This is a genomic window from Sphingorhabdus sp. Alg231-15, from assembly GCF_900149705.1.
GTDB lineage: Bacteria > Pseudomonadota > Alphaproteobacteria > Sphingomonadales > Sphingomonadaceae > Parasphingorhabdus.
In genome coordinates this window covers 3,144,659-3,166,779 of the sequence record NZ_LT703001.1, presented here as the reverse complement: position 1 = coordinate 3,166,779, position 22,121 = coordinate 3,144,659, and the positions used below count along the sequence as shown (strand labels likewise).

General features: G+C 52.9%; 20 protein-coding genes and 1 pseudogene. 8 read left to right on the top strand and 13 right to left on the bottom strand.

Going from position 1 to position 22,121, the window contains the following annotated elements; translation table 11 throughout:
• The first annotated feature begins 115 nt into the window (after nt 1-115).
• Nucleotides 116-853, top strand: a complete 738-nt coding sequence (locus DG177_RS15465; protein ID WP_108812307.1) for a methyltransferase domain-containing protein — start codon at nt 116-118, stop codon at nt 851-853.
• A gap of 224 nt (nt 854-1,077) precedes the next feature.
• The gene (locus DG177_RS15460) at nt 1,078-2,292 is read left to right on the top strand and encodes a diguanylate cyclase (protein WP_108812306.1); all 1,215 of its coding nucleotides are present in this window, start codon (nt 1,078-1,080) and stop codon (nt 2,290-2,292) included.
• Nucleotides 2,293-2,365: 73 nt separating this feature from the next.
• Here DG177_RS15460 and DG177_RS15455 read toward each other — a convergent pair whose 3' ends face one another.
• From DG177_RS15455 to DG177_RS17890, 3 genes are all read right to left on the bottom strand, one after another.
• The gene (locus DG177_RS15455) at nt 2,366-2,647 is read right to left on the bottom strand and encodes an antibiotic biosynthesis monooxygenase (protein WP_108812305.1); all 282 of its coding nucleotides are present in this window, start codon (nt 2,645-2,647) and stop codon (nt 2,366-2,368) included.
• 29 nt (nt 2,648-2,676) lie between these two features.
• Nucleotides 2,677-3,033: a GFA family protein gene (locus DG177_RS15450; protein ID WP_108812304.1), complete on the bottom strand. Its 357-nt coding sequence runs from the start codon at nt 3,031-3,033 to the stop codon at nt 2,677-2,679.
• A gap of 109 nt (nt 3,034-3,142) precedes the next feature.
• Nucleotides 3,143-3,307, bottom strand: coding sequence for a hypothetical protein (locus DG177_RS17890; RefSeq protein WP_443216422.1), 165 nt, complete (start codon nt 3,305-3,307; stop codon nt 3,143-3,145).
• 357 nt (nt 3,308-3,664) lie between these two features.
• On the opposite strand from DG177_RS17890, the gene DG177_RS15445 reads away from it, so the two are divergent.
• Together DG177_RS15445 and DG177_RS15440 are read left to right on the top strand one after the other, a co-directional pair.
• A complete protein-coding gene (locus tag DG177_RS15445; RefSeq protein WP_108812303.1) occupies nt 3,665-4,039 on the top strand; it encodes a DUF4345 family protein in 375 nt (124 codons plus the stop codon).
• 142 nt (nt 4,040-4,181) lie between these two features.
• A complete protein-coding gene (locus tag DG177_RS15440) occupies nt 4,182-4,385 on the top strand; it encodes a dodecin domain-containing protein (protein WP_108812302.1) in 204 nt (67 codons plus the stop codon).
• A gap of 28 nt (nt 4,386-4,413) precedes the next feature.
• On the opposite strand, the gene DG177_RS15435 is transcribed toward DG177_RS15440, so the two are convergent.
• From DG177_RS15435 to uvrA, 3 genes are all read right to left on the bottom strand, one after another.
• On the bottom strand, nt 4,414-4,887 hold the full coding sequence (locus tag DG177_RS15435; protein WP_108812301.1) for a D-Ala-D-Ala carboxypeptidase family metallohydrolase: 474 nt from the start codon (nt 4,885-4,887) through the stop codon (nt 4,414-4,416).
• Nucleotides 4,888-4,968: 81 nt separating this feature from the next.
• Entirely contained in the window at nt 4,969-5,328 is a 360-nt protein-coding gene (locus DG177_RS15430; RefSeq protein WP_108812300.1) for a hypothetical protein, read from the bottom strand.
• Between the two features lie 79 nt (nt 5,329-5,407).
• Nucleotides 5,408-8,302, bottom strand: coding sequence for an excinuclease ABC subunit UvrA (uvrA, locus tag DG177_RS15425; RefSeq protein ID WP_108812299.1), 2,895 nt, complete (start codon nt 8,300-8,302; stop codon nt 5,408-5,410).
• Between the two features lie 200 nt (nt 8,303-8,502).
• On the opposite strand from uvrA, the gene DG177_RS15420 reads away from it, so the two are divergent.
• Entirely contained in the window at nt 8,503-9,657 is a 1,155-nt protein-coding gene (locus tag DG177_RS15420; RefSeq protein WP_108812298.1) for a serine hydrolase, read from the top strand.
• Between the two features lie 7 nt (nt 9,658-9,664).
• On the opposite strand, the gene DG177_RS15415 is transcribed toward DG177_RS15420, so the two are convergent.
• Together DG177_RS15415 and DG177_RS17790 are read right to left on the bottom strand one after the other, a co-directional pair.
• Nucleotides 9,665-11,245 carry a sulfatase-like hydrolase/transferase gene (locus tag DG177_RS15415; RefSeq protein ID WP_337658927.1) on the bottom strand — a complete coding sequence of 527 codons (1,581 nt, stop codon included), beginning with the start codon at nt 11,243-11,245 and terminating at the stop codon, nt 9,665-9,667.
• 84 nt (nt 11,246-11,329) lie between these two features.
• Entirely contained in the window at nt 11,330-11,503 is a 174-nt protein-coding gene (locus DG177_RS17790) for a hypothetical protein (protein WP_337658926.1), read from the bottom strand.
• Nucleotides 11,504-11,682: 179 nt separating this feature from the next.
• Between DG177_RS17790 and DG177_RS15410 the strand changes: the two genes are divergently transcribed.
• Entirely contained in the window at nt 11,683-12,225 is a 543-nt protein-coding gene (locus tag DG177_RS15410; protein ID WP_337658925.1) for a hypothetical protein, read from the top strand.
• Between the two features lie 7 nt (nt 12,226-12,232).
• Here the strand turns inward: DG177_RS15410 and gmk are convergent, their stop codons facing one another.
• Nucleotides 12,233-12,898: a guanylate kinase gene (gmk, locus tag DG177_RS15405; RefSeq protein WP_108812295.1), complete on the bottom strand. Its 666-nt coding sequence runs from the start codon at nt 12,896-12,898 to the stop codon at nt 12,233-12,235.
• 167 nt (nt 12,899-13,065) lie between these two features.
• On the opposite strand from gmk, the gene DG177_RS15400 reads away from it, so the two are divergent.
• Entirely contained in the window at nt 13,066-14,184 is a 1,119-nt protein-coding gene (locus DG177_RS15400; RefSeq protein WP_108812294.1) for an AI-2E family transporter, read from the top strand.
• Here the strand turns inward: DG177_RS15400 and DG177_RS15395 are convergent.
• From DG177_RS15395 to DG177_RS17780, 3 genes and pseudogenes are all read right to left on the bottom strand, one after another.
• A complete protein-coding gene (locus tag DG177_RS15395; RefSeq protein WP_108812293.1) occupies nt 14,181-15,518 on the bottom strand; it encodes an MFS transporter in 1,338 nt (445 codons plus the stop codon). The genes DG177_RS15400 and DG177_RS15395 overlap by 4 nt on opposite strands.
• A gap of 158 nt (nt 15,519-15,676) precedes the next feature.
• Entirely contained in the window at nt 15,677-18,928 is a 3,252-nt protein-coding gene (locus DG177_RS17785; protein WP_443216442.1) for a tandem-95 repeat protein, read from the bottom strand.
• A pseudogene (locus tag DG177_RS17780) lies at nt 18,914-20,611 on the bottom strand (putative Ig domain-containing protein); the annotation flags it as partial. The pseudogene DG177_RS17780 and the gene DG177_RS17785, both read right to left, overlap by 15 nt.
• A 26-nt stretch (nt 20,612-20,637) precedes the next feature.
• Between DG177_RS17780 and DG177_RS15385 the strand changes: the two are divergent.
• A complete protein-coding gene (locus DG177_RS15385) occupies nt 20,638-21,084 on the top strand; it encodes a PcfJ domain-containing protein (protein ID WP_108812291.1) in 447 nt (148 codons plus the stop codon).
• A gap of 581 nt (nt 21,085-21,665) precedes the next feature.
• Here the strand turns inward: DG177_RS15385 and DG177_RS15380 are convergent.
• Nucleotides 21,666-21,938: a hypothetical protein gene (locus tag DG177_RS15380; protein ID WP_108812290.1), complete on the bottom strand. Its 273-nt coding sequence runs from the start codon at nt 21,936-21,938 to the stop codon at nt 21,666-21,668.
• Nucleotides 21,939-22,121 lie beyond the last annotated feature (183 nt).

Below are 22,121 nucleotides of genomic sequence, written 5' to 3'. Positions count from 1 at the left end.
GCACGCTCGAAAACCGCCCTCCAATCCAGTCCCGCGGTACCGTGAGCAGGGTAGTTCGGCGATCGGGAGCGCAGGATAACTGGCGCAATCGCAATTCCCAGTCTAAACTATTCCCATGAAACCGCTCTATGACAAAATTGGCGTTGGCTATGCGCAGCGCCGCCAGCCAGACCCGCGAATTGCCCGTGCAATCCATGAAGCGCTGGGTGATGCGCATTCGGTCTTGAATATCGGGGCGGGCACCGGGTCATACGAACCGACAGATCGCAATGTCACAGCGCTGGAGCCCTCTGCCGAAATGATTCAGCAGCGCCCTCCAGGATCAGCAACAGCACATCAGGGGGCTGCCGAAAACCTGCCCTTTGCGGATCGACAGTTTGACGCAGCCATGGCCGTCCTCACGGTTCACCATTGGAGCGATCTGAATGCCGGACTGCGCGAGATGCGGCGCGTCGCCAGAGACCGGGTAGCCATTCTGACCTTCGACCCGGCGGCCGACTATTTCTGGTTAGCCGACTATATCCCGGAGATCATCGCACTCGACCAGCCGATCATGCCAAAAATGAATGCATTCCAGGCGATCCTCGGAGAAACAAATGTAGCGGCGGTCCCAGTCCCTCATGATTGCACTGACGGCTTCCTCGGCGCCTACTGGCGACGACCAGACGCTTATCTCAACCCGGACGTGCGATCAGCGATATCGACATTTGCCAAGCTGGATGACATCTCTGGCGCATTGAAACAACTGGAAGACGATCTGGCCTCGGGTGCCTGGGAAGCACGCTACGGGGATCTGATGCGGGAGAAGAGTCTGGATATCGGCTATCGCTTGGTTGTTGCGGATTGGTCGTAACGAGCCGGATTGGGGCAACCGCATAACCTTTCAAAGATTGTGAAGCCAAATCCCTGTGGCAGCAATCACCGAAATTTCTGGTACTGGTCCTTACGTCCGCTTCATCCCGAAAGCGGACTATAGCAGGCAGTTTCTGATGTGACTGGTACAGGGTGGAATGCGATTCCTTAAGACGCTCTTAATCATATTGGCCTAACCAGCTGAATCAGGAACGCTGGGGTTAGATGCAAACACAAATTCTTGGACTGGTGACACCGCTCATGGCGCTGTTTTTTGCGGTGACATTTGTGGTGTTGTGGCGGGTGGGGCGCATGAAGCGTCACGTGTTCGGCTTTGGTATTGCCTATGCCCTGTCCGCAGTGGGATTTCTTATCACCCACTTCCTGCCGGCCAATGCGTTCTACCTCTTTCATGCGACGCAGGTTTTCTACACTCTTGGTTCTATCATGCTGTTGGCATCGGTCTGCGAGCGCGCTGGGCAACGACTTCATCTGGGAAGCTTCGCGGTTGTTTACCTCATCAGCGCATTGGCACTGGGACTGACAGTTAGCTTTTCCAATGATGTCGGCCCGAGACTGGTCGTCGTCAATATGGGCTATGGGGTCATGTTCGCCATGGGGGTGACTACGCTCCTCACCGCACGGCGGCGCTCAGTGATCGATGTCGCGATCATCGCGATCATTGCATTTCAGGCCGCCGATTTCCTCGTCAGGCCAACATTGACCCTGCTGTTCGAGAAGTCGATCCCAGCGGAGATCTATCGGGAGTCGATCTACTACTCTTTGATCGGGCTCGTACTCGGGGTGAAAGGTGTAACAACAGCGATGGTTTTGATCGGCGCGACGATCGCCGAATGGACTAATGCCCTGCGCGAAAGCAGTGAGCGTGATGCATTGACGGGGCTGCTCAATCGAGGCGCGTTTGAGCAATCAATGCGAAACCTTCTCCCACGTGCGCAAACGGAGGGTCGTCCCCTGAGCCTGGTGGTCGCCGATATCGACCACTTCAAACAGGTAAATGATATTTGGGGACACCAGGCGGGCGACCAAGCGATCTCAAGCTTCGGCGAACTTATCGATCAGATGGTCCGCGGTTCCGACGCGGCAGGCCGGATCGGCGGAGAGGAATTCTGTATCGCGGTCTGGAATTGCCCAAATGACCCGGCTAAACGGTTAGCCGAGCGGATCAGGCAAGGCTTCGCACGTCTCGAACATGCCAGTCTGAACGATGATATCCGCCTGACTGCGAGTTTTGGCGTGGCCACAGCGCGCGATGGGGAGACCTATGAGCAGTTGTTTGCCCGCGCTGATGCCGCACTTTACCAAGCCAAGTCGAGCGGCCGAGATCGTGTCGAAAATGCCGAGGAACGGCGTCAGGAAGAGGCGATGCCCAAACCAAATCCAAAGCCGATCGAATTGAAGCGCGCTTCGGCTGGTTGAGAGCCTGCAGGTGGGTTGGATGGAGACAAGAGGCTTGTCTCAGCGATATCCGCTTTTACGCCCTAAGCAGAGATCAGAGAATTCCACTTTCTCGCTCGTCTAGGTAAATAAACTCGGGTTCGTTTACACCTAACTCCTCTCTGATTTCTTTTACCTTGGCGGACTCAAAAAATGCTCGAGCTTTTTCGGTCGTCTGCCATTTCGAGAAATGAACGACTTTGTTCGGATCATCGTCATAGCTGAGAATCTGAAATTCAATTTCGCCAGCAGTTTTCCGCAAGTTGCTAACTTGATCAAATCCAGATTTCCAATCGGCGTAGTTATCCACCTCATGTATGATTAAAACATAGGTCATAAATTGTGATGCCTCATTCTAGGTTTAATCTAGTCGTGGTTTGATCCATCAGCCAGACCGATGTCTCTTTCCGAAGGCATTTCCACCCGATCCAAACAGGCAAAGTTTATGCATATCTGATGCGGATCGCGCCGACGTTTATGATGAGTGTAAACTCCACAATTCTTACAGAAAAAATGTTCGGCAATCCTCTTGTTCCATTTGTAAGAAAGTAACTCATCTGCACCGGCGGTCAGTTTGAAATGACTTTTGTGCTCCGCCTTCATCACAATCGCCTTCTTTTGGCAAAGCGAGCAATCACAGCGATAAGTCCCTTCTGATATATTGATCGAACTAATTTCAAATTTCACAGCTTTGCAATGACAAGAGCCGGTGTGGGTTTCCATTTTTCAGACACTTTCTCGAATTTGACCGTGTCGCGCTATCAGTCAGCTACAACATTTTATAGACAAAATGCCTCAACGTCCGCTTTTGCGCCCTTAGCGGACATGCTCATCACCACCATCCGGTAATCTCCATGCCTAGAACCACAAAGACATAGCCCAGCACGCCGTATATCAGCGCGCGAAAGACCGGGTACGGGATGCGCGCTTTTTGGGGATTGCCTTCAGGGTAGATGATTTCGATCATCTCACCGATAACCGGCTTGGGAAAGGGCATGTAGACAGAGTCGCGAACCTCGACAAACGCCCCATGTTCGTCAGCGAAACGGAAGACCGGCTGGTAGACGGGTGCGCCGTCTTCGTAGCGGCGGTCGTGGCGGACGATCCTGGCGGAGGTGCGGCGGACCGGATTGCGCAGAAACGGCAGATCGCTGCGCAGAGCCAGCGCTAATCCTGTGCTCGCCAGAGCCAGACCAATCCAGAGAATGAAGGTTTCGATAGCGCGGGGCTAGCATTGTTTTTTTGGCTTGTTAAGATGATCGTTGCGCAGCTTTCTACCCCTTGCCATCTTGCCTCATTCTGCTAAACGAGTTTCATATTGCAACGGAGATTGCATCTTTAAAGGGGCGCCATCATGACATTATTCCGCATCGCCATATATATATTCGGCCTGATCCCGCTCTATTTCGGGGTTACCGGCATTGTGCTGGGCGCGGCGCAACTCATGGGCGGGGAGCCCTTTACCAATGCGATGGACAACCAGTTTCGTTATCTCTCCGGCGTGTATATTGGCATAGCGGCGATGCTATTCTATTCCGCGGGTGATATCGTCGGGCGGGCGCTGGTCTTTCGATTAGCGGTGCTGGCGGTATTTATCGGCGGCCTGGGACGCGTGGTTTCTTACGTCAATGTGGGTGCACCGCCTGCGGAGATGGTTGCCGGCATGGTGCTGGAACTGATCGCGCCGATCTTCATTCTCTGGCAGGCCAAGGTGATCAAGGGCGCATGATCGGTCGGCCCGGCAGCGTTTACGCAAACCCCCTTATTTGACGGCGGCGGCCGAAAAGCGCATCTTCATACCTGCCGCTGCAACAGGGAATGAAGGCAGTGCGGCATTTTCCAAAAGGGGGCGTAACCCAAAGGAGAGTGTAATGGCTGTAGCAAGAGTGACCGAGATTATTTCGTCATCGACCAGTTCGATCGAAGATACGGTGAAAGATGGCGTCTCCCGCGCATCACAAACGCTGACCAATGTCCAGTCCGCATGGGTCAAGGATATCAAGACCGTGGTAACCGACGGCCAGGTGACCGAATGGCGCACGACGCTGGCTGTGACCTTTTTACTGGAAGAATAAGGCTATTTAGGCGCCGGCTTGCGGATTCCTATCCGACAATTCCGTTCTGGTAGACGGTCGTGCGCCGGCCATTGCGGACGACGCGCTTGGCGGTCAGTTCCTGATTGCGATAGGGTTCACGGTAGGACACGTGAACCCAGCCGCTTGCCGGCACGCCGCGCTCGTAAAATTCGAGGATCAGCTGGTCATAGTTGAGTCGCCGTTCCATCCATTGGCAGATGCGCAGATTGTCGACGCCGGCAATCTCGAAATCCGCCGCTTCACCTTTGGCATGCTGTGACGTGCGCGAGCCACGGATCGCGCGATTGACCGCTGGCGAGCGATAGCCGGAGGAGATCAGCACCGGGCGACCATAGTTTTCGCGTACCGGTTCCAGCACTTTTTCGCAGAGCAATTTCAGCGCCGCGACCTCCGCCCGACCAGGTGTATTGTCGAGCATCAGGCGTGTGGCTGTCTGCGACTGGGTAAACTCGCTGAGATGAAAATTAGGGCTGAGCTTCATGGATCGATCCTCTGGGTGCCGCGCTCGCCTCCTTATGCTGCCAATGCGGGATATTCTTTATCCCGCGCCTTGGAACAGCAGTCAATTGCTTCGGGGATTAACTGTGCTGGAATAGCCGCTGACATGCCAATAGACTCTGGCACGCTGGTCGTTTGACTTGTTGCGCAGGACCATGACCTGATTCTTCGGGACAGATTGGTTGAAGCTCTCGCCGGGTGCGATCGAACGGACAAGTGTTCGCGACGTACGGTTTTGGAGCAGGATTTCGACTGCTACGTCGCCACGATTCTGGCCATCAAAACTAATCGTTTTGGGCTGTGTGCCGCCGAGCAATAATGTGTCGCCTTTGGCGATATAATTATTCTGACTGATACCCGCGTGTGCAGCGCTCGCTATCATGCTGCCTGTAATGGCTATCGTAAGAGCAAATCTATTCAACATGGCTTTCTCCTAATGTTGCGGTTTTTCCGCTGACAGGAGGTACGCAGATTTGCCCGCATCGGATGCAGTCAGTGTCAATTTACTTCGAAAGCATGTCCTTCAAATAGCCGCCGGTGAAGCTGCCCTTGACCTTGGCCACTTCCTCCGGCGTGCCCTCCGCGACAATTTCACCGCCGCGTACGCCGCCTTCGGGGCCGAGGTCGAGTATATGGTCGGCGGTTTTGATGACGTCGAGATTATGTTCGATCACCACTACGCTATTGCCTTGCTCAACCAGTTGGTGAAGCACTTGCAGCAGCTTGCGAACATCTTCGAAATGCAGGCCGGTGGTCGGCTCGTCCAATATGTAAAGCGTCTGCCCGGTCGAGCGTTTGGACAGCTCCTTGGCCAGTTTCACACGCTGCGCCTCGCCGCCGGACAAGGTGGTCGCCTGCTGACCGACCTTGATATAGCCGAGCCCCACCTCATAAAGCATAGCCATCTTGTCGCGGATTGGCGGTACCGCCTTGAAGAAGCTCACCGCGTCCTCAACCGTCATGTCGAGTATATCGGCGATCGACTTGCCTTTGAACTTCACTTCCAGCGTCTCGCGATTATAGCGTTTGCCGCCACATTCCTCGCAAGTGACATAAACGTCGGGCAGAAAGTGCATCTCGATCTTGATAAGCCCGTCACCGCGGCACACTTCACAGCGTCCGCCTTTGACGTTGAAGGAAAAGCGGCCTGGCTTGTAGCCACGCGCTTGCGCCTCGGGCAGACCGGCAAACCAGTCGCGGATATTGGTAAAGGCACCGGTATAGGTGGCCGGATTGGATCGTGGTGTCCGGCCGATGGGAGACTGGTCAATGTCGATGACCTTGTCGCAATATTGCAGCCCGGTGATCTTGTCATGCTTGCCCGCAATTACCCGCGCGCCATTGAGCGCCCGGGCGGCCGATGCATAAAGCGTATCGATGGTCAGCGATGATTTGCCGGAACCCGACAGGCCAGTAATGCACGTAAATGTACCGAGCGGAATGGAGGCGGTGACATTTTGCAGGTTATTTGCAGTCGCGCCATGCACGGTCAGCTGCTTGCCATTGCCCTTGCGGCGCTTGGTTGGAACTTCTATCTCTCGCGAACCATTTAGGTACGCTGCGGTGAGTGACTTTTTCGATTTCAAGATCTGTTTGAGCGTTCCAGCGGCAACAACATCACCGCCATGGACGCCCGCACCGGGTCCCATATCGACGACATGATCCGCTGTACGTATTGCATCTTCGTCATGTTCGACGACAATCACGGTATTGCCGAGATCGCGAAGACGCTTGAGCGTGGTCAGCAAGCGGTCATTGTCGCGCTGATGCAGACCGATGCTCGGTTCGTCCAATACGTAGAGAACCCCGCTTAATCCTGAACCTATTTGGCTAGCGAGACGGATGCGCTGGCTCTCACCGCCGGACAATGTACCGCTGGTCCGGTCCAGATTGAGATAATCGAGACCAACATTGTTCAAAAAGCCAAGCCGTTCGATAATTTCTTTCAGGATCGGTTCCGCAATCTGCCGCTGGGTCTTATCGAGCTGATCCGCAAGACCGTTGAAAAAGTCGAGCGCGTCGCCGACACTGCGACGGGTCGAGATACTGATATCCTCGCCCGCAATTTTAACCGCCAATGCCTCCGGCTTGAGCCGGGCGCCGTGACAGACTTCACATGGGGCGGCTGCCTGAAACTTGGCGAGTTCTTCGCGCATCCAGTTGCTTTCGGTTTGCAGCATCCGGCGAGTCAGATTACCGACCACACCCTCAAACGGCTTCTTCACCTCATAGCTTTTGCGCCCGTCCTGAAAACGCAGCGTCACTGGCAGGCCCTGTGTGCCGTTCAGGACGATATCGCGGTGATGCTCCGACAGATCCTGCCACGGCGTATCCAGTGAAAATTCAAAATGTTTCGCCAGACTGCCCAGCACCTGCATATAATAGGGGCTCGGCGGATTGGACTTGGCCCAGGGAACGACCGCTCCTTTTTTGATCGACAGTTCCGGATTGGGTACGACCAGCTGCGTGTCGAAATGCAGTTTTTCACCAAGACCATCACAGGCGGGGCAGGCTCCCTGGGGAGCATTGAACGAAAAGAGTCGCGGTGCGATTTCCTCAATCGTGAAGCCGCTGACCGGACAGGCAAAGCGTTCGGAAAACACAATGCGATTGTCGGGCAGGCCAGTGCCCTTCATCTTGGTTCCGGTTTCTGCCTCTTCGCGGCCCGGGACAATGCCCTCGGCCAGATCGACAAAAGCCAAACCATCGGCAAGACGCAATGCGGTCTCGAAACTGTCTGCCAGCCGCGTTTCCATACCGTCGCGGACAACCAGCCGATCGATCACTACTTCGATGTCATGTTTCAGCTTCTTATCGAGCTTTGGCGTTTCCTCGATATCATAAAATTCGCCATCGACACGCACCCGGGTAAAGCCGGCCTTCTGCCATTCGGCAAGTTCCTTGCGATATTCGCCCTTACGCCCGCGTACGACCGGTGCGAGCAGATAGAAGCGAGTCTTTTCCGGCAATGTCATGACCCGGTCAACCATCTGGCTGACCGTCTGCGCCGTGATTGGTTCACCCGTCGCAGGAGAATAGGGCACACCTGCGCGGGCCCATAGCAATCGCATATAATCGTATATCTCGGTAACCGTCGCAACGGTTGAACGGGGATTTCGCGAGGTTGTCTTCTGTTCGATCGAGATGGCAGGCGACAACCCTTCAATATGCTCGACGTCAGGCTTTTGCATCATCTCCAGAAACTGGCGCGCATAAGCAGAGAGGGATTCGACATAGCGCCGCTGTCCCTCAGCATAGATGGTGTCAAACGCAAGGCTCGACTTACCACTGCCGGAAAGGCCGGTAATGACGATCAGCTTGTCGCGCGGAAGGTCGATATCTACGCCCTTGAGATTATGCTCCCGGGCGCCTTTGACTTTGATGTGGGTAAGACTCATGCGCGTGCTTTGCCGAAGATGTTGAAGAGAGTCCAGCGGGTCATAAGGCCGTACTATGTTCTATATATGTTCTTTTGGCAAGTAGGATTGTTTACGGTTGTGTAATGGACGGGCTCGCGGCCTGCGCCAATGTCATATAATCCATTGCTTCTTAGTTGTAGTACTGTATTAATATAGCAATACAATATAGGAGTCTGCCCGTGAAAAAGTTTCTGTCTATTGGTTCGACGTTATTCGTGGTCGCGACAATGTCTGGACCGGCCATGGCTGGTACGGCCCCGGAAAGCCCAGCTTCTGAGGTGAAGTCACTCACCATGAAGCAAAATGAGGGTGCTGCTGTTCTCAAAAGCAAAATCTCAGAGAAGCTCCCAGAATGGCTTGCGGAATATGATGTCCCGAGCGCGGCTATTGCTTATATTGCCGATGGCAAGGTTGCATGGACCCATGTTGATGGTGATGCTCAGCCGGGTAAGGCGGCGTCTGCGAAGACGCTTTACAATATCGCTTCAATGACCAAACCACTGGTTGCGGAAACCGTGATGCGGCTTGCCAAGAGCGGTGCCTTGACGCTCGACGAGCCGATGGCGGGGAGTTGGGTTGATCCTGATATTAAATCCGATCCCCGGCACAAGCTTCTGACTCCGCGGATGGCGCTGGTCCATCGCACGGGTTTTCCCAATTGGCGTTACCAGACCAAGGATGTGCTGACGTTTAAAAATGATCCGGACAGCAAGTTCGGATATTCCGGCGAGGGGTTTCAATATATGGCCCGCTTTGCCGAGAAGAAAATGAACCTGCCGCTGGAAACGCTTGTCGCCCAGCAGATATTCGAACCAGCGGGCATGACCGAAAGCAGCTTTACAGAAAAACCCTGGTTTGCCGGACGGATCGCCATGTCGCGCAATCGCAAGGGTGAGCATGCCCATGCCACCGTACGCAAGGACTGGAATGCGGCGGATGACGTCTGGTCTACCATCGGTGACTATGCCCGCTTCCTGACCTGGGTGATGGCCAATCCGGTGGATGCCAGATCCGACGAAGCCTATTGGACGGCCAAGGAAAATCTTGGCGGTCAGATTTGCGGCGAGGGGCGCTTGGCGGCGGAGGTCTGCCCGAAAAGCCTTGGCTTTGTCGGTGGTTGGAATGTCTATCATACGGCGGATAATGTGATTGTCATGCACGGCGGTGGTGATATCGGGGAGCGGACTTTGGGCTTTTTTGACCCTGTCAACAAAACCGGCGCCGTGATCTTTACCAATGGTGCCAATGGTCAGAAGGTGATCCGCGAGACGGTGAAGATATTATATCCTGATCCCAGTTTCGTGGCCTTTATGAACCTGCAGGCTGGAGGCTAAAGGTAAATCATCGGCCGGGGAAATCTTGCCCTGTCTGCACATCAATTGCGCCGCCGTTCTTTACGGGCACGACACCACGACCGAACCAGACATAACGTACGGTCGGTGTGCTTAGGATATTATCATAATTTTCCGTTGCATAGTCCGTATCATAGCCCATCAGCGCGAGCGTGGTTGGGAATAGCTGGCTGAGACTGCGTCCGCCCTCCTCCGTTTTGTAGCTCTCTGCGATTTCCGACGGCAGAAAGGCGACAAGCGGGACTGAAAATTCGGCCTTTACCGGGCTCCCGCTGCAATGGGGTGTGACGCCATCGGCGATATTTTGACCATGGTCGGACGTGTAGAATATTGCGACCTCAGAGCGATCCACGCCGTCAAGTAAAGTGGCGAAAAAATCCTTCTTCGAATAGGCAATCGCCTTTTCATATTGTGCCTGCGTACTGCTGCCCTGAGGCAAAGCGCCTTTGGGATAATGATCCTGATACTGGAAATGCACGCCGCGCAGGATCGCATAGGTAAACTGCTTTCCGTCGCTCTTGAGGCTGGCGTTGATCGAGCGGGCGATGGTCAGATCGGTTTTCAGGCCGCTGGCGGCATTCTGGTAACTGTCTATCAACGCGCGTTCCGGTGACTGTAACAGGTTTTGCGGCGGGCCGGTTACCTGTCCGTCGATCATGCTTGTCGCAAAACCTGCTTTGGTCGCATAGGCCCAGATGGAGGGAGTTCGGCGCAGATCTGTACGATTATCGACGGTGCGGACATTGACCCCAGATCGCATTGCGACGTTGGACGGCGTGCTGCAATGCCCCATCGATGCGGCCTCGCCAAAATCGATAAGCGCTGTCGTCGCCAGATCGGGTCGGATGATCTGCTGAAACGCCGGATAGGAAATACTCTCATCGATCAGCCAGATGATCTTGCGGATGCCGCCATTCTTATCCGGCACTGGCGAGACTTGTGCACGCGGCGGTGGTGGATCGGCGGTCCAGATGGTCGCCGCAAAATTATAGAGATTGCGCTCTGCCGCCAGCGGATAGAGATTCAGGGAAGGCCATAACAGAGATGGCACAGCGAGCAGAATAAGGATCGCGACGCGTGACCCTTTGCCGGACGATAATGCCCGTACCAATTTCGGCACTGAAGGACGCATGATCCTCCGCGCGCCAATCAGCAAAAGCATCGCCAGGATGAGCTTACCTAGCGCAATGCCCAGAGGCATCAGAAATTCCCCGGCAGCGTCGCCCGCTTGCCGTGCTTCGGCCATCAGCCAGCCGGTTTTTTGCATATCGAGCATATTGCCGACAATCTGCCCGTAGACCATATTCACGCCAGCGGAGATCGCCATTGCGATGACCAGCACGGTAAACCAGCGGCGCGGCAACACTATTGTAGCGATCAGCAAGATTATAGCCTGCAGCGCAAAGGATAGCGCCGCCCAAATGGCACTGGCATAGTCATGGGCCGCCGCGCGATACAGGATCGTCTGGGTGAGCGGTAGCTGATTGATCAATGCATAGGTGGCACTAAACAGCAGAAAACCGGCAATAAGCCGGCTGACAAGCCATTTACTGTCCGTGCTGTTGATCACGCGTCGTTTCTCACATCTAAAAGCCGGGAAAAAGCTGGTAATTCGGAAATTTACCATGCCGTAAAGCCCTTAAGAAACGGTGACTCATGCCGGTTCTCGGATGTTTTTGTGGCCGCCTCGGCCCTTTTTCCGCTTTTTTGGCAATAGTGCCAAACGGTTGTCGAAGCGCATCATCTTTTCGTCGAAAGCGACTGCCTTCATAATCTCCTCTGGCATAATTTGCTGGGGAGCCACATTGCGGTTTTGATTGTTACCCATTCGGATCGCCACGCGGCTTTAAAAAAGGGGGATGGTGCCATATGACAAACGTGGTTCGTAAATTGGTATTTCGGGAATTTTTGCCTACCGCATGGGCATGCTCCTTTTCCCGGCCCGGCAGCCCCGGTTCTGATACCCGAAGCGCCCTACCCCTAATCTGCGCTTTGTTTGCGGCGTTATTGGCATCATCCCCTGTTTTTTCCACGTCTGGCTTTGCGCAATCAGCGGCAGCCAATCCACCCACAGCGCAAAAGCCACCCCCGCCTTGTGCGAGTGCCGATCACCGTGCTTTTGATTTCTGGATCGGGGTCTGGGATGTCACGTCTGCAGGCAAAGAGACACCTACCGGAATCAATAGCATCAGTGCGCAGCATGGCGGCTGTGTCATTCGCGAAGACTATAAGACGCAAGGCGGTTATACCGGAATGAGCATGAGCTTTTATGATGCTGTCCGCAAAAGCTGGCACCAGACCTGGATGGGTGCCGACGGCACCGCGCTATTCATCGCCGGCGGCCTCAATGCGCGCGGGGAAATGGTGCTAAGCAACGCCAACTGGCCTGGCTATGTTAACGGATCTCCGATTAATCGGATCACCTGGACACCAAAGCGCAATGGCACGGTTGTCGAAAATGTGCGCCAGCATTGGCAAAGCTCGACAGATGGCGGAAAAACCTGGGCAACTATATTTGACGGGACATATGTCAAGCGAACTGAAAAGTGATTAAGGCTTAGCTCCGCTCTTGCGCAACCAAATCCCGGACAAACCCGATTAGTCCTGTTTGCCGCGACCGACGCATTCGTTCGGTGGCCAGTATTTGTTTAACCTTCGCAAAACAGGCATCGAGATCGTCGTTGATCAGGACATAGTCATAGCCGTCCCAATGGCTGATTTCGCTGGCTGCACGCTGCATGCGGCTGTCGATGATTTCGTTGCTGTCGGTAGCCCGGGCCTCCAGCCGCTCTCGCAACTCGGCGAGTGAGGGCGGCAGGATGAAGATGCGGACGACATCTTCGCCGGCGCGTTGATAGAGCTGCTGGGTACCCTGCCAGTCAATATCGAACAGAACGTCCTGTCCATCTTCCAGATTCTTTTGAACCGGCGCGGCTGGCGTTGCATAGCGATTGCCGAAGACGGTGGCATATTCAAGGAAGGAATGATCCGCGACCATCTCTTCAAACTCCTCGCCACTGACAAAATAATAGTCCTCGCCATGTTCTTCACCGGGGCGCTGTGGACGGGTGGTCACCGATACCGACATCGCGATCTGATCATCGGCTTCTAGCAGCATTCGTGCGAGCGTCGATTTGCCAGCACCAGAGGGAGAAGAGAGGACGAACAGCAGGCCGCGGCGGCTCAGTTCGTCATGCGGAAGGGAAGAAATATCGTCGGCCATATCGGCTATTGGCCGAGAAGGGTGCGCGCCGTCAAGATACTAGTCGCGATTGCTTGCAGATGTTACAGGACTGGCTGCTGCACTGTTCGGATGACAGGGTGGATTTTTATGTATATCAACCGGTTGTAAGAGCTTTTGTCAGCACAAAAATATGGTGATCTAGAATAATGTTACAGGGCCGCGTCAGCACGATATTTTTCTCGGTCGGGATCACCATCATGATTGGCTGGCTATTCTATGTCGGCAAGGATATTATCCTGCCGATCGTGACAGCGATCATCCTGCTTCAGATATTATATTCTGCCAGCGCGGCCGTAGCGCGTATCCCTGGTCTGGGGCGCTCACCCATGTGGGTGCGCTCGTCATTGGCCTTGGTCGGGGTAATCCTGTTGTTGTTCGCGATGACACGGATGCTGGTTGCCAGCTTGCAGACTCTGGTGCCCTCGCTGCCGACCTATCAGAGCAATCTGGAAAACTTGTTTGCCACCTGGTTTCCGGCACCCACCGAGACAGCGGCGGTCCAGACCGATGTCGCCGATATGATGGCATCGCCCGGCCGGATGATCGATCGCGGCAGCGACGCGGTCGTCAAAGCGGTCAGCGAATTTGCCACCAAGCTGCTGACCGAAGTTGATATCGCGGCGATCGCACAATCGGTCTTGTCATCGCTGACCAGTTTTGGTGGTTTTGTGTTTATTACCATCCTCTACGCGTCTTTCATGCTCAGCGAGATTACCGGCTTTCCGGCAAAAGTGCAGCGGGCCTTTGGTAATGCAAGTGATTCCAAAGACACGATGAACATGATCGCGCGAATCAACCACGATATTGGCAGCTATCTGGCGACCAAGACACTGATCAACATCATGCTGGGCGTAATCTGCTGGGTCATCATGGTGACACTCGGTATCGAATATGCTGCGCTGTGGGCGATCATAATCGGTCTGCTCAATTACATTCCCTATATCGGTTCGATTGTCGGTGTTGCCTTTCCGGCGCTGTTCGCAGTCGCGCAATTTGGCACGCTGACCGTACCGTTAATCGCCACCGGCCTGATGACGGCAGCGCAGGTGATCATCGGCAATGTTGTGGAACCGCGCATGCTCAGCAAATCGGTCAACCTCAGTCCGATGGTGGTGCTGGTGGCGCTTTCCGTATGGAGCACGCTGTGGGGTATTCCCGGTGCGATACTGGCGGTGCCGTTTACGACGATATTGATGATCATATTGGCTGGCCGCAAAGGCACCAAACCAATTGCAGCTCTATTGTCGAGCGACGGGAAAGTCTAAGCGCCCTCGGACGCGGCCTTATGTTGTGGTGGCGTCAGACAAATGGCGGAGATCAGAGACAGGCCCAACAGAATCGAACCTATCAAGAACGCCAGGTCATAGCTGCCATATATATCGAAAATATAGCCTGCGCCTGCCGGTGCCGTCGCGACGAAGGGCAAAAGCAGCGGCGCAAATACCGAGTTGATTTTCGCAAAGCTTTCCTGCCCGAAAAAATTGCTGGTGAGGGCGGGAGACAGCGCAAAAAATCCGCCATAACACAGCCCGAGCAGGAAGGCGGCAAAGCCAAGGCCGACCAGGCTGGTAAGAGTCCATAACATAATGAAAGACGCCAGCATCGCGGCCATCATCGCCGCCATCAACCAGCGCAGTTCGAAACGGTCGCCGAGCCATCCCGCCGGTATGCGGCCCAGCCCGCTACCAATGATGAAGACACTGACGATAGAGGCGGTCTGAATTTTCGAAATGCCGATATCCGATAGGTAGAGCGAGCCATGGGTGAGCAGGAAGGTCCCGATGCCCAGATAAGTAACGCTGATGGTCATGATGAAATAAACTGCGCGGGTTCGAAAGACTTCGCGAACGGTCCAGTTCCGATCACTGCGATAGGTGCGCGGTTTGGGCGCAGGCTTGTGTGTGTCTGCGCGGGTCGCAAGCGGATCAAAATTATCGGGGTGCTGTCCAATATCCCCGGGTCGATTCACAATGAACTGAGTCAATAGCAGCGCACCGACAACGGCTGCAGCGCTCACCAGCCATCCTGATTGCCAGCTGCCAAATAGCTCCATCACCCGAATCAGTATTGGCTGCGCAAAAAAACCTCCGAGCGCATTGCCGGTGAGGATGATTCCAAGCACCGTTGCCCGTTTGGCGCTGAACCAGTTGATGACCACGGTTTGTCCGCACAGGGGTCCGGCCAGTGCATTGGCCATTCCCATGAACAATCCCCAAATCAGGGTCCAGTGCCAGATTTTGGTCACGAAAAAGACAGTCATCAAAAGACTGGCCAGCATTAGCACCAGACCGGTTGTCAAAGTGAATCTTACGCCCCGTTTTCCGATCATCCAGGCGGTCACTGGATAGCTCAACCCCAAGATCAGAAAGCTGAGACTATGCGCGATGGACGCATCACCGCGGTTCCAGTTCATATCCTCGACCATCGCCGGGAAAATTGCGGCATAGGCAAAATAGACAAAGCCGGAGGCAGCAAACTGGATGAAGAACAAAAGCGCCGCGTTGTTCCAGCCATAGAATTTGCTGACGGGATTTCCGTCAGATAGCCGGCGCTCTTCTTCGTTGGCTGGTGTCGCTGCCAAAGCTTTCTCCTGCGCCATCTGTTCTCCTGACACTGGTGTTAGCAGCACAGGTGGTCGGTAGGAAAGCGGTTTGTGCAGCGGACGCTAATGGATCGGAAGCAGCAGGGCCGATGGCTACGCCGGGCCGCTATCTCCTGCAGCTTGTCAAAAAATGAATCGCCTCAGAACCATTGTCGCTAGGCCGCGAAAAGATCAGGTATTGACGCGGATCTCTGACGCTCCGAGTTGCTCTCTGCAGCTGATTTTGTACCAAATGCGTTCATATCCTGTGTCATCAATGCTAACTTTGACAAGTCTGCATCAATATTTCTTATTGGTTCTTTAGAAACTACATCGGCGGTTGAGCTGATCGACTCTTTGGCTACCATTGCAGCAGTGACAACGCTCTCGCCTAGTGCCGCAACTTCTGACGAGGATGTCTGACCAGTCTGCCGCGTATTCGTTGAAGATGTTTGCTCAAAATAATCAAACACATTCACATCCTGCGGAACGTTAAATCGCAAACTCTGTTCAGTTGTCGCGGTGGAACTGTTCAGGCCTGCCCTGAGCGCGGTCAATTGCGCGTCATCAGGCTCAATCTCAGCTGCGGCCTGCAAATAACCTTCCCGTTTCCAGTTTTGAAGAGAGAAAGGTCCATTCGAATATTGGACTTGAGATTCCGGTCTTCCAGCTGGCTTAAAGGCCAGTACAGCATCTCCAACTGCACCGGTCGACCCATCTGTCCGCGTAAAGCTAGAAGTCGCTAGTATAATATTTTTACCGATTTTGACGCGGTCATTGGTCGCCTGACCATTCAGGCTGATAGACGCGATACGATGATCATTCAAATTGGCGAGTTCACCAGCATCGGTTACGCCATTATCATTGCGATCGACCCAGACTTTCAATTCACGGAAGCGCAAGTCGAGACTGGAGATGACGCCATCACCATTACTATCAAGCGCCGACAACGCTTGTAAATCACTCTTGGCACCCGGCGCTTCGGTTAGGAAGCTTAGTTCAGCGCCATTGTCGATCAAGCCATTGTTGTTTCTATCAATGACAAGGAAGCCGTCACCTTTTCCTGTCCAGCCGGTATTGTCGCGCGAACCATCTCCATCAATGTCAAAACGGGCCTTACTCTTCTTGTAGCTCCTCAGCTCAACTCCATCGCCATCCAAATCTAATACAATGGGCGCTAGCAATCCGATATCCCGGTTCTTGAAGTTCAAAACGGTTGCGCTGTCCAATGATCCCATGACGGTTTTCTTGGAGCCGATCATCAATTCGCCGTTTTGGGCGTAGAGACGATATTTCTTCGACTTGCGCCCAAAGGACTCAGAGCTAAACCCAACCAGTGGTAATTCGGGAACACCTTTTTGGAAGAAGGTAATAGCAGCATCGGCAAAGCCACCAGTAGATCCATCTGCTTTGGTGAATGTTCCCTGATTAGCGACCGCAACGTCACCTAAAGTAAAGTCAGATTCTGTTGCTGTTGCATTGAGGTTAATCGACACAATCCCGGCATCTTCCAGTTTGAACGTCTCACCAGCATCCACTGCGCCATTGGTGTTAATATCCTGCCAGACACCGAATTCAGAGAACCGGGCATCATCTGCTGAAAGGATAGTATCACTATTGCTATCAAAAGCTCTTAAGCCATCAAGGTCAGATTTGGCCTCTTTCGCGTCATCAATGAAACTGATTTCATTGACACCGCTTACAAAGCCATCTCCGTCGCGGTCGAGGAATAGAAACGCATCCCCACTACCAATCCAGCTAGTGTCATCTAGAACGCCATCTCCATCGAGATCGAACAAAGCATTGCTCTGTGAGGCTGATACAAATTCAGAACCATCGCCATCCAGATCAAGGATGATCGGTGAGGCGACCGAAATAGTCTCATCGGCAAATGCAAGGCGTTCGACACTGTATAACTGATCACGGCCGTCATCGCCGTTTACGCCAGGTTCTTCATCACGGATACGAACATAAAAACCACCATTTTGAGTTTGCAGTTCATATTCTGCACTATTGCCGCTGAAATAAGCTGTATCGGTTCCGAAACCTCCATAGAGCTTGTCGTCGCCGCCATTACCCCAGAGGTGATCATTGCCGAAAAGGCCAAATACGCGGTCATTGCCATCGCCGCCAGCTAGGTAATCAGCGCGGAAACCACCAAAGATATAATCTCTACCGTCGCGTCCAAAAATTTCGTTGGCGCGGAAGAAATTGCCAAACAGGAAGTCATTGCCTTCTGTACCCTGACGCCAGCCAGAAAATGGGTCATCGACGCGCAGCTGGGCAGTGGCGGTCGAAGTAAGCTCACCATCGCTGATTGTATATGTGAAGCTGTCGTCACCCTGGAAACCAGCATTTGGTGTGTAGACGATGTTGCCGTCAGCATCGAAACCCACGGTGCCATTAGCTCCGTCGGTGACTGATACTACGCCCAGCGTATCACCATCGGGATCACTATCGTTGTCGAGCAGGCTCGATTGCAAGATCGTCAGCTCATCGCCGCCTTCGGAAAGGAAGATGTCGTCATCAACAGCAATTGGTGCTTGGTTGTCAGGATCAATGGTAAATATGAAGCTGCCAGCGGCATTCAAAGCGCCATCGCTTGCGGTCACCTCGATTTCCAAGACACCGCTTGAGTCTTCAGGAGCTGTGCCAGTGAAGCGGGTCCCATCAAAATTGATCCATGTCGGCAGAGGATCCCCGCCGAGCAGTGTCGCCGTATATGTTAACGCATCGCCATCAACATCGGCAAAGGAGCTTGCGGCCAGCGGAATATCAAACGCCTGATTTTCGTCAGAGGACAAATCAGCCAGAGACACTAATGTGGGTGCATCATTAACGGGATCAATGCTGAGGCGGAATGCGTGATTGACAGTCAGTTGGCCATCGGTCGCAGCAATATCAATATCTACCGTACCATTGAAATCTTGAGGCGGCGTTCCCGTAAAGCTTGATCCATCAAAGCTAAGCCAGTTAGGCAATTCCGTCCCATCGGCCAAGGTAGCACTTAGTGTCAACACATCGCCGTCGACATCAGCGAAACTGTCTGCGGGTAACACGACATCTATCGCAAAGTCTTCGAGACCGACGTAGTTGCTGGGTGCCATATCAACGACAGGAGCATCATTAATCGCGTTGATTGTGAGAGTAAAATTATCGCTGACTTCTAATTCGCCATCACTGGCGATGACTGCGATCTCAACTTCACCATTGAAATCCTGAGGAGGTGTTCCCGAGAATATGCTCCCATCAAATGCCAACCATGAAGGCAACGGGTTTCCATCAGCAAGGCGTGCTGAAAGCGTCAGATCATCCCCGTCTACATTCCCAAATAATCCATCCGGCAATGCGATCTCGAGACTACTGTCTTCATCGGAATTCTGATCAGCAATTGGCGTGATAAGAACAGGAGCATCATTGTCTGCCACGACCACCAGAGTAAAACTCTGACTGGCTTCCAGAATTCCATCACTTGCGGTCACATTGATCTCAAGACTACCATTGAAATCCTGAGGCGGCGTGCCGGTAAAGGATGTCCCGTTGAAGGTTAGCCAAATAGGAAGTTGAGATCCGTCCAGCAAAGAAGCCGATAATGTGAGTGCGTCTCCGTCAACATCAACGAAAGCATTTTCAGGTAGTGTGACTTCAAAGGCTTGATCTTCGATGACGCCAGTGTTGGCCAGTTCCAAACCGACCAAAGGCGCATCATTAGTCGCTTCAATAGTTAAACGCAGATCATCACTAACGGTTAGATTTCCGTCAGATGCAGTCACTCGCAAATCAATCGTTCCGTTGAAATCCTGCGGCGGCGTTCCCATGAACCGGGCACCATCAAAACTCAACCAAGCGGGAAGCACCGTGCCGTCGCCAAGGGTTGCCGTTACCGATAACAAATCACCATCAATATCGGCGAACATATCGTCGGGCAGTGCGATCAATATCGCCGTATCTTCAGTTCCAATTTGATCAGCGATCGGTGTCAGAAGGACCGGCGCATCATTTACTGGATCAATAGTCAAAGCAAAGACGCTGGTCGCATTCAAACTGCCGTCAGATCCAGTAACTTCGATATCCAAAGTACCATTGAAATCCTGAGGCGGAGTTCCGGTAAAGCGGAAGCCGTCAAAATTCAACCAAGCTGGCAGCGCGGCGCCATCAGCAAGCCTTGCAGAGACAATAAGATCATCACCATCAACGTCGGAGAAAACGTTCTCTGGCAGCACGATATCTATTGCTTGATCTTCAGCAGTATTTTGATCGGCCAATGCAAGCGACACAACCGGAGCGTCGTTAACGGCTTCAATCGCTAGTTCGAATGTGCTGCTGGTTTCCAACAAGCCATCGCTAGCGGATGCTGTGATACGCAATACCCCATTGAAGTCCTGAGGCGGAACACCTGTAAAACGAACACCATCAAAACTGAGCCAAACCGGCAGATCGGATCCATCCTGGAGATTTGCGGTCAATGCAAGACTATCGCCATCGACATCACCAAAGATATTTGTTGGTAATGCTATATTTACCATCATATCTTCCGGAGAAGCCTTGTCTGAAATTGGTGTCAGAACAATTGGCGCATCATTCACCGGATCAATCGTCAGATTGAAAATATCAGTGATTTCGAGCGAACCATCGCTGGCCGTTATCGCGATACTGATATCACCGTTGAAATCCTGAGGAGGTATACCGGTCAGTCGACTGCCGTCAAAGCTCAACCAGGCGGGAAGCTCGGAGCCATCAGCCAGCGATGCTGTCAAAGTGAGAAAATCGCCGTCGACATCGAAGAAAGTGTTCTCGGGAATCAAGATATCCACGAAGCTATCTTCAGCCGCCGAAACGTCAGACAAAGGTGTCAAAACGACGGGGGGGTCATTTTCAGGAGTGATCGAGAGCGCGAAATTGTCGCTCACCTCAAGGATACCGTCACTTGCAGTCAACGTGATCTGAATGACCCCATTGAAGTCGAGTGGAGGTTGTCCGGTGAAGCGCGAACCATCGAAATTGAGCCAGAGAGGCAAGTCGTTCCCATCTGCCAAACTTGCGGTAATGGTCAGCGTGTCACCATCCACATCATCAAAAACATTGTCCGGGATCGCAAAATCAACCGGCTGATCCTCCCGCGCAACCTAGTTTGTCGATGAATGGTCGAACGGTAGATACACTGCTCAAGCAGGTCGATGCATGGCATCAAAGCCTTGGAAAGCTGCGAAACTTACCTTCCGGTCAATATGAAAGAGCTCCTTTCGACGGCATTGTCATTGAAAAACGCCGCGGCGATAAAACCGAACGATGGGTGTTAAGGCAGCTCCTGTCTGCAAAAGATCTGCAAGTTGAAAGCGATGACCTGCGCCACTGTGTAGCTAGCTATCACTGGTCCTGTGCTCGGGGTTATTGCACTATTTGGAGCTTGGCGGTGGGAGTCGATGATCAAAAGCTTGAACGCCGTCAGACCGTAGAAGTCGATAGCAATGGAATGATTGTTCAATGCCGTGGTTTGGCAAACCGAGACCCCACTGCCCACGAGTGGTCGGTGGTGAACAGCTGGGCTCGAGAAGCCAATTTGCAGGTGTCAGGGTATCTTTGAAAACGGGCTGATTGCGAGTTTTTTTTAAGAATACGTGAATTTAACATACCGGACATTATCAACCTTTTCGGTAGCGGAAAATGTTCGGGCTCGCCTGATTTTTCAAACCTGAATCACCATCTGCATCTGACAGCCACGAATTGGCCCTCTGAGACGATCGGCCATATTGGCGCAGTTCCGCGACCGACAAATGGCCTCTGATAGTCAACTTTGAGTCAGGGTGTGGCCTATGCCACTAAGAAATAGCGCGAATTTGTGCTTTCACAGGCACAATACGGAGAGTACCGAAAATCGTGAACTGCGTGGTGGCTTAGAGGACTCGTTTTTGGCAATTAAGCATTTGATACTATTGTACATAATGAATCCTGCCTAAAGAGTGGCCCCCAATATGGCCCCTATTAATTTGCGTTAAGAATTTGGGCCTTTAGTCAATTGATTCTGTTAAACTCTAAGCAGATCTCAAAGAACTGCCATTCAAAAAGTCGAATTCGGGACGATGCAGTCGCAATGCTAATGTCCGCTATATCCCGAAAGCGGACATTGAATGGATCACGCGTCGAACGAACGATAGTAATTCAAGCTTACATTCGCTTTGTAACAAAGGGACAGTCGAGCGATTCAGATTCGGGGTCATCCAAATTGATTTCCTCTGTACGAAACGTTTTCCCAGTGAAATACGTACACTCCATGTAAGTCCATTCGTCATCAATGCTGGTCGCTCTTACTACGGCGCTATCCACAAGCACCACACGACCAGAGAGTATCAGCAACATGTTTAAAGCAATCATGCCAGCCAAAACAACCAAGGTTCCTTTAACGAGCGGGTGCAATAGTGACTGTTTTTCGCTGATCATATTTTGGTTTTATAGTATGAAAGAATGCTTCTCCAAGCGATGTTTATTTTGTCCGTAATATCCCGAAAGCGGACGTTATGCTATGCTCCGATTATTTGATGAAATGACCCAGGAGTATCTTCAACCAATGCATCGGAATCCCTTAGATATCCGGCTCATGAAAACTAGGTGTTCTGCTTCAGA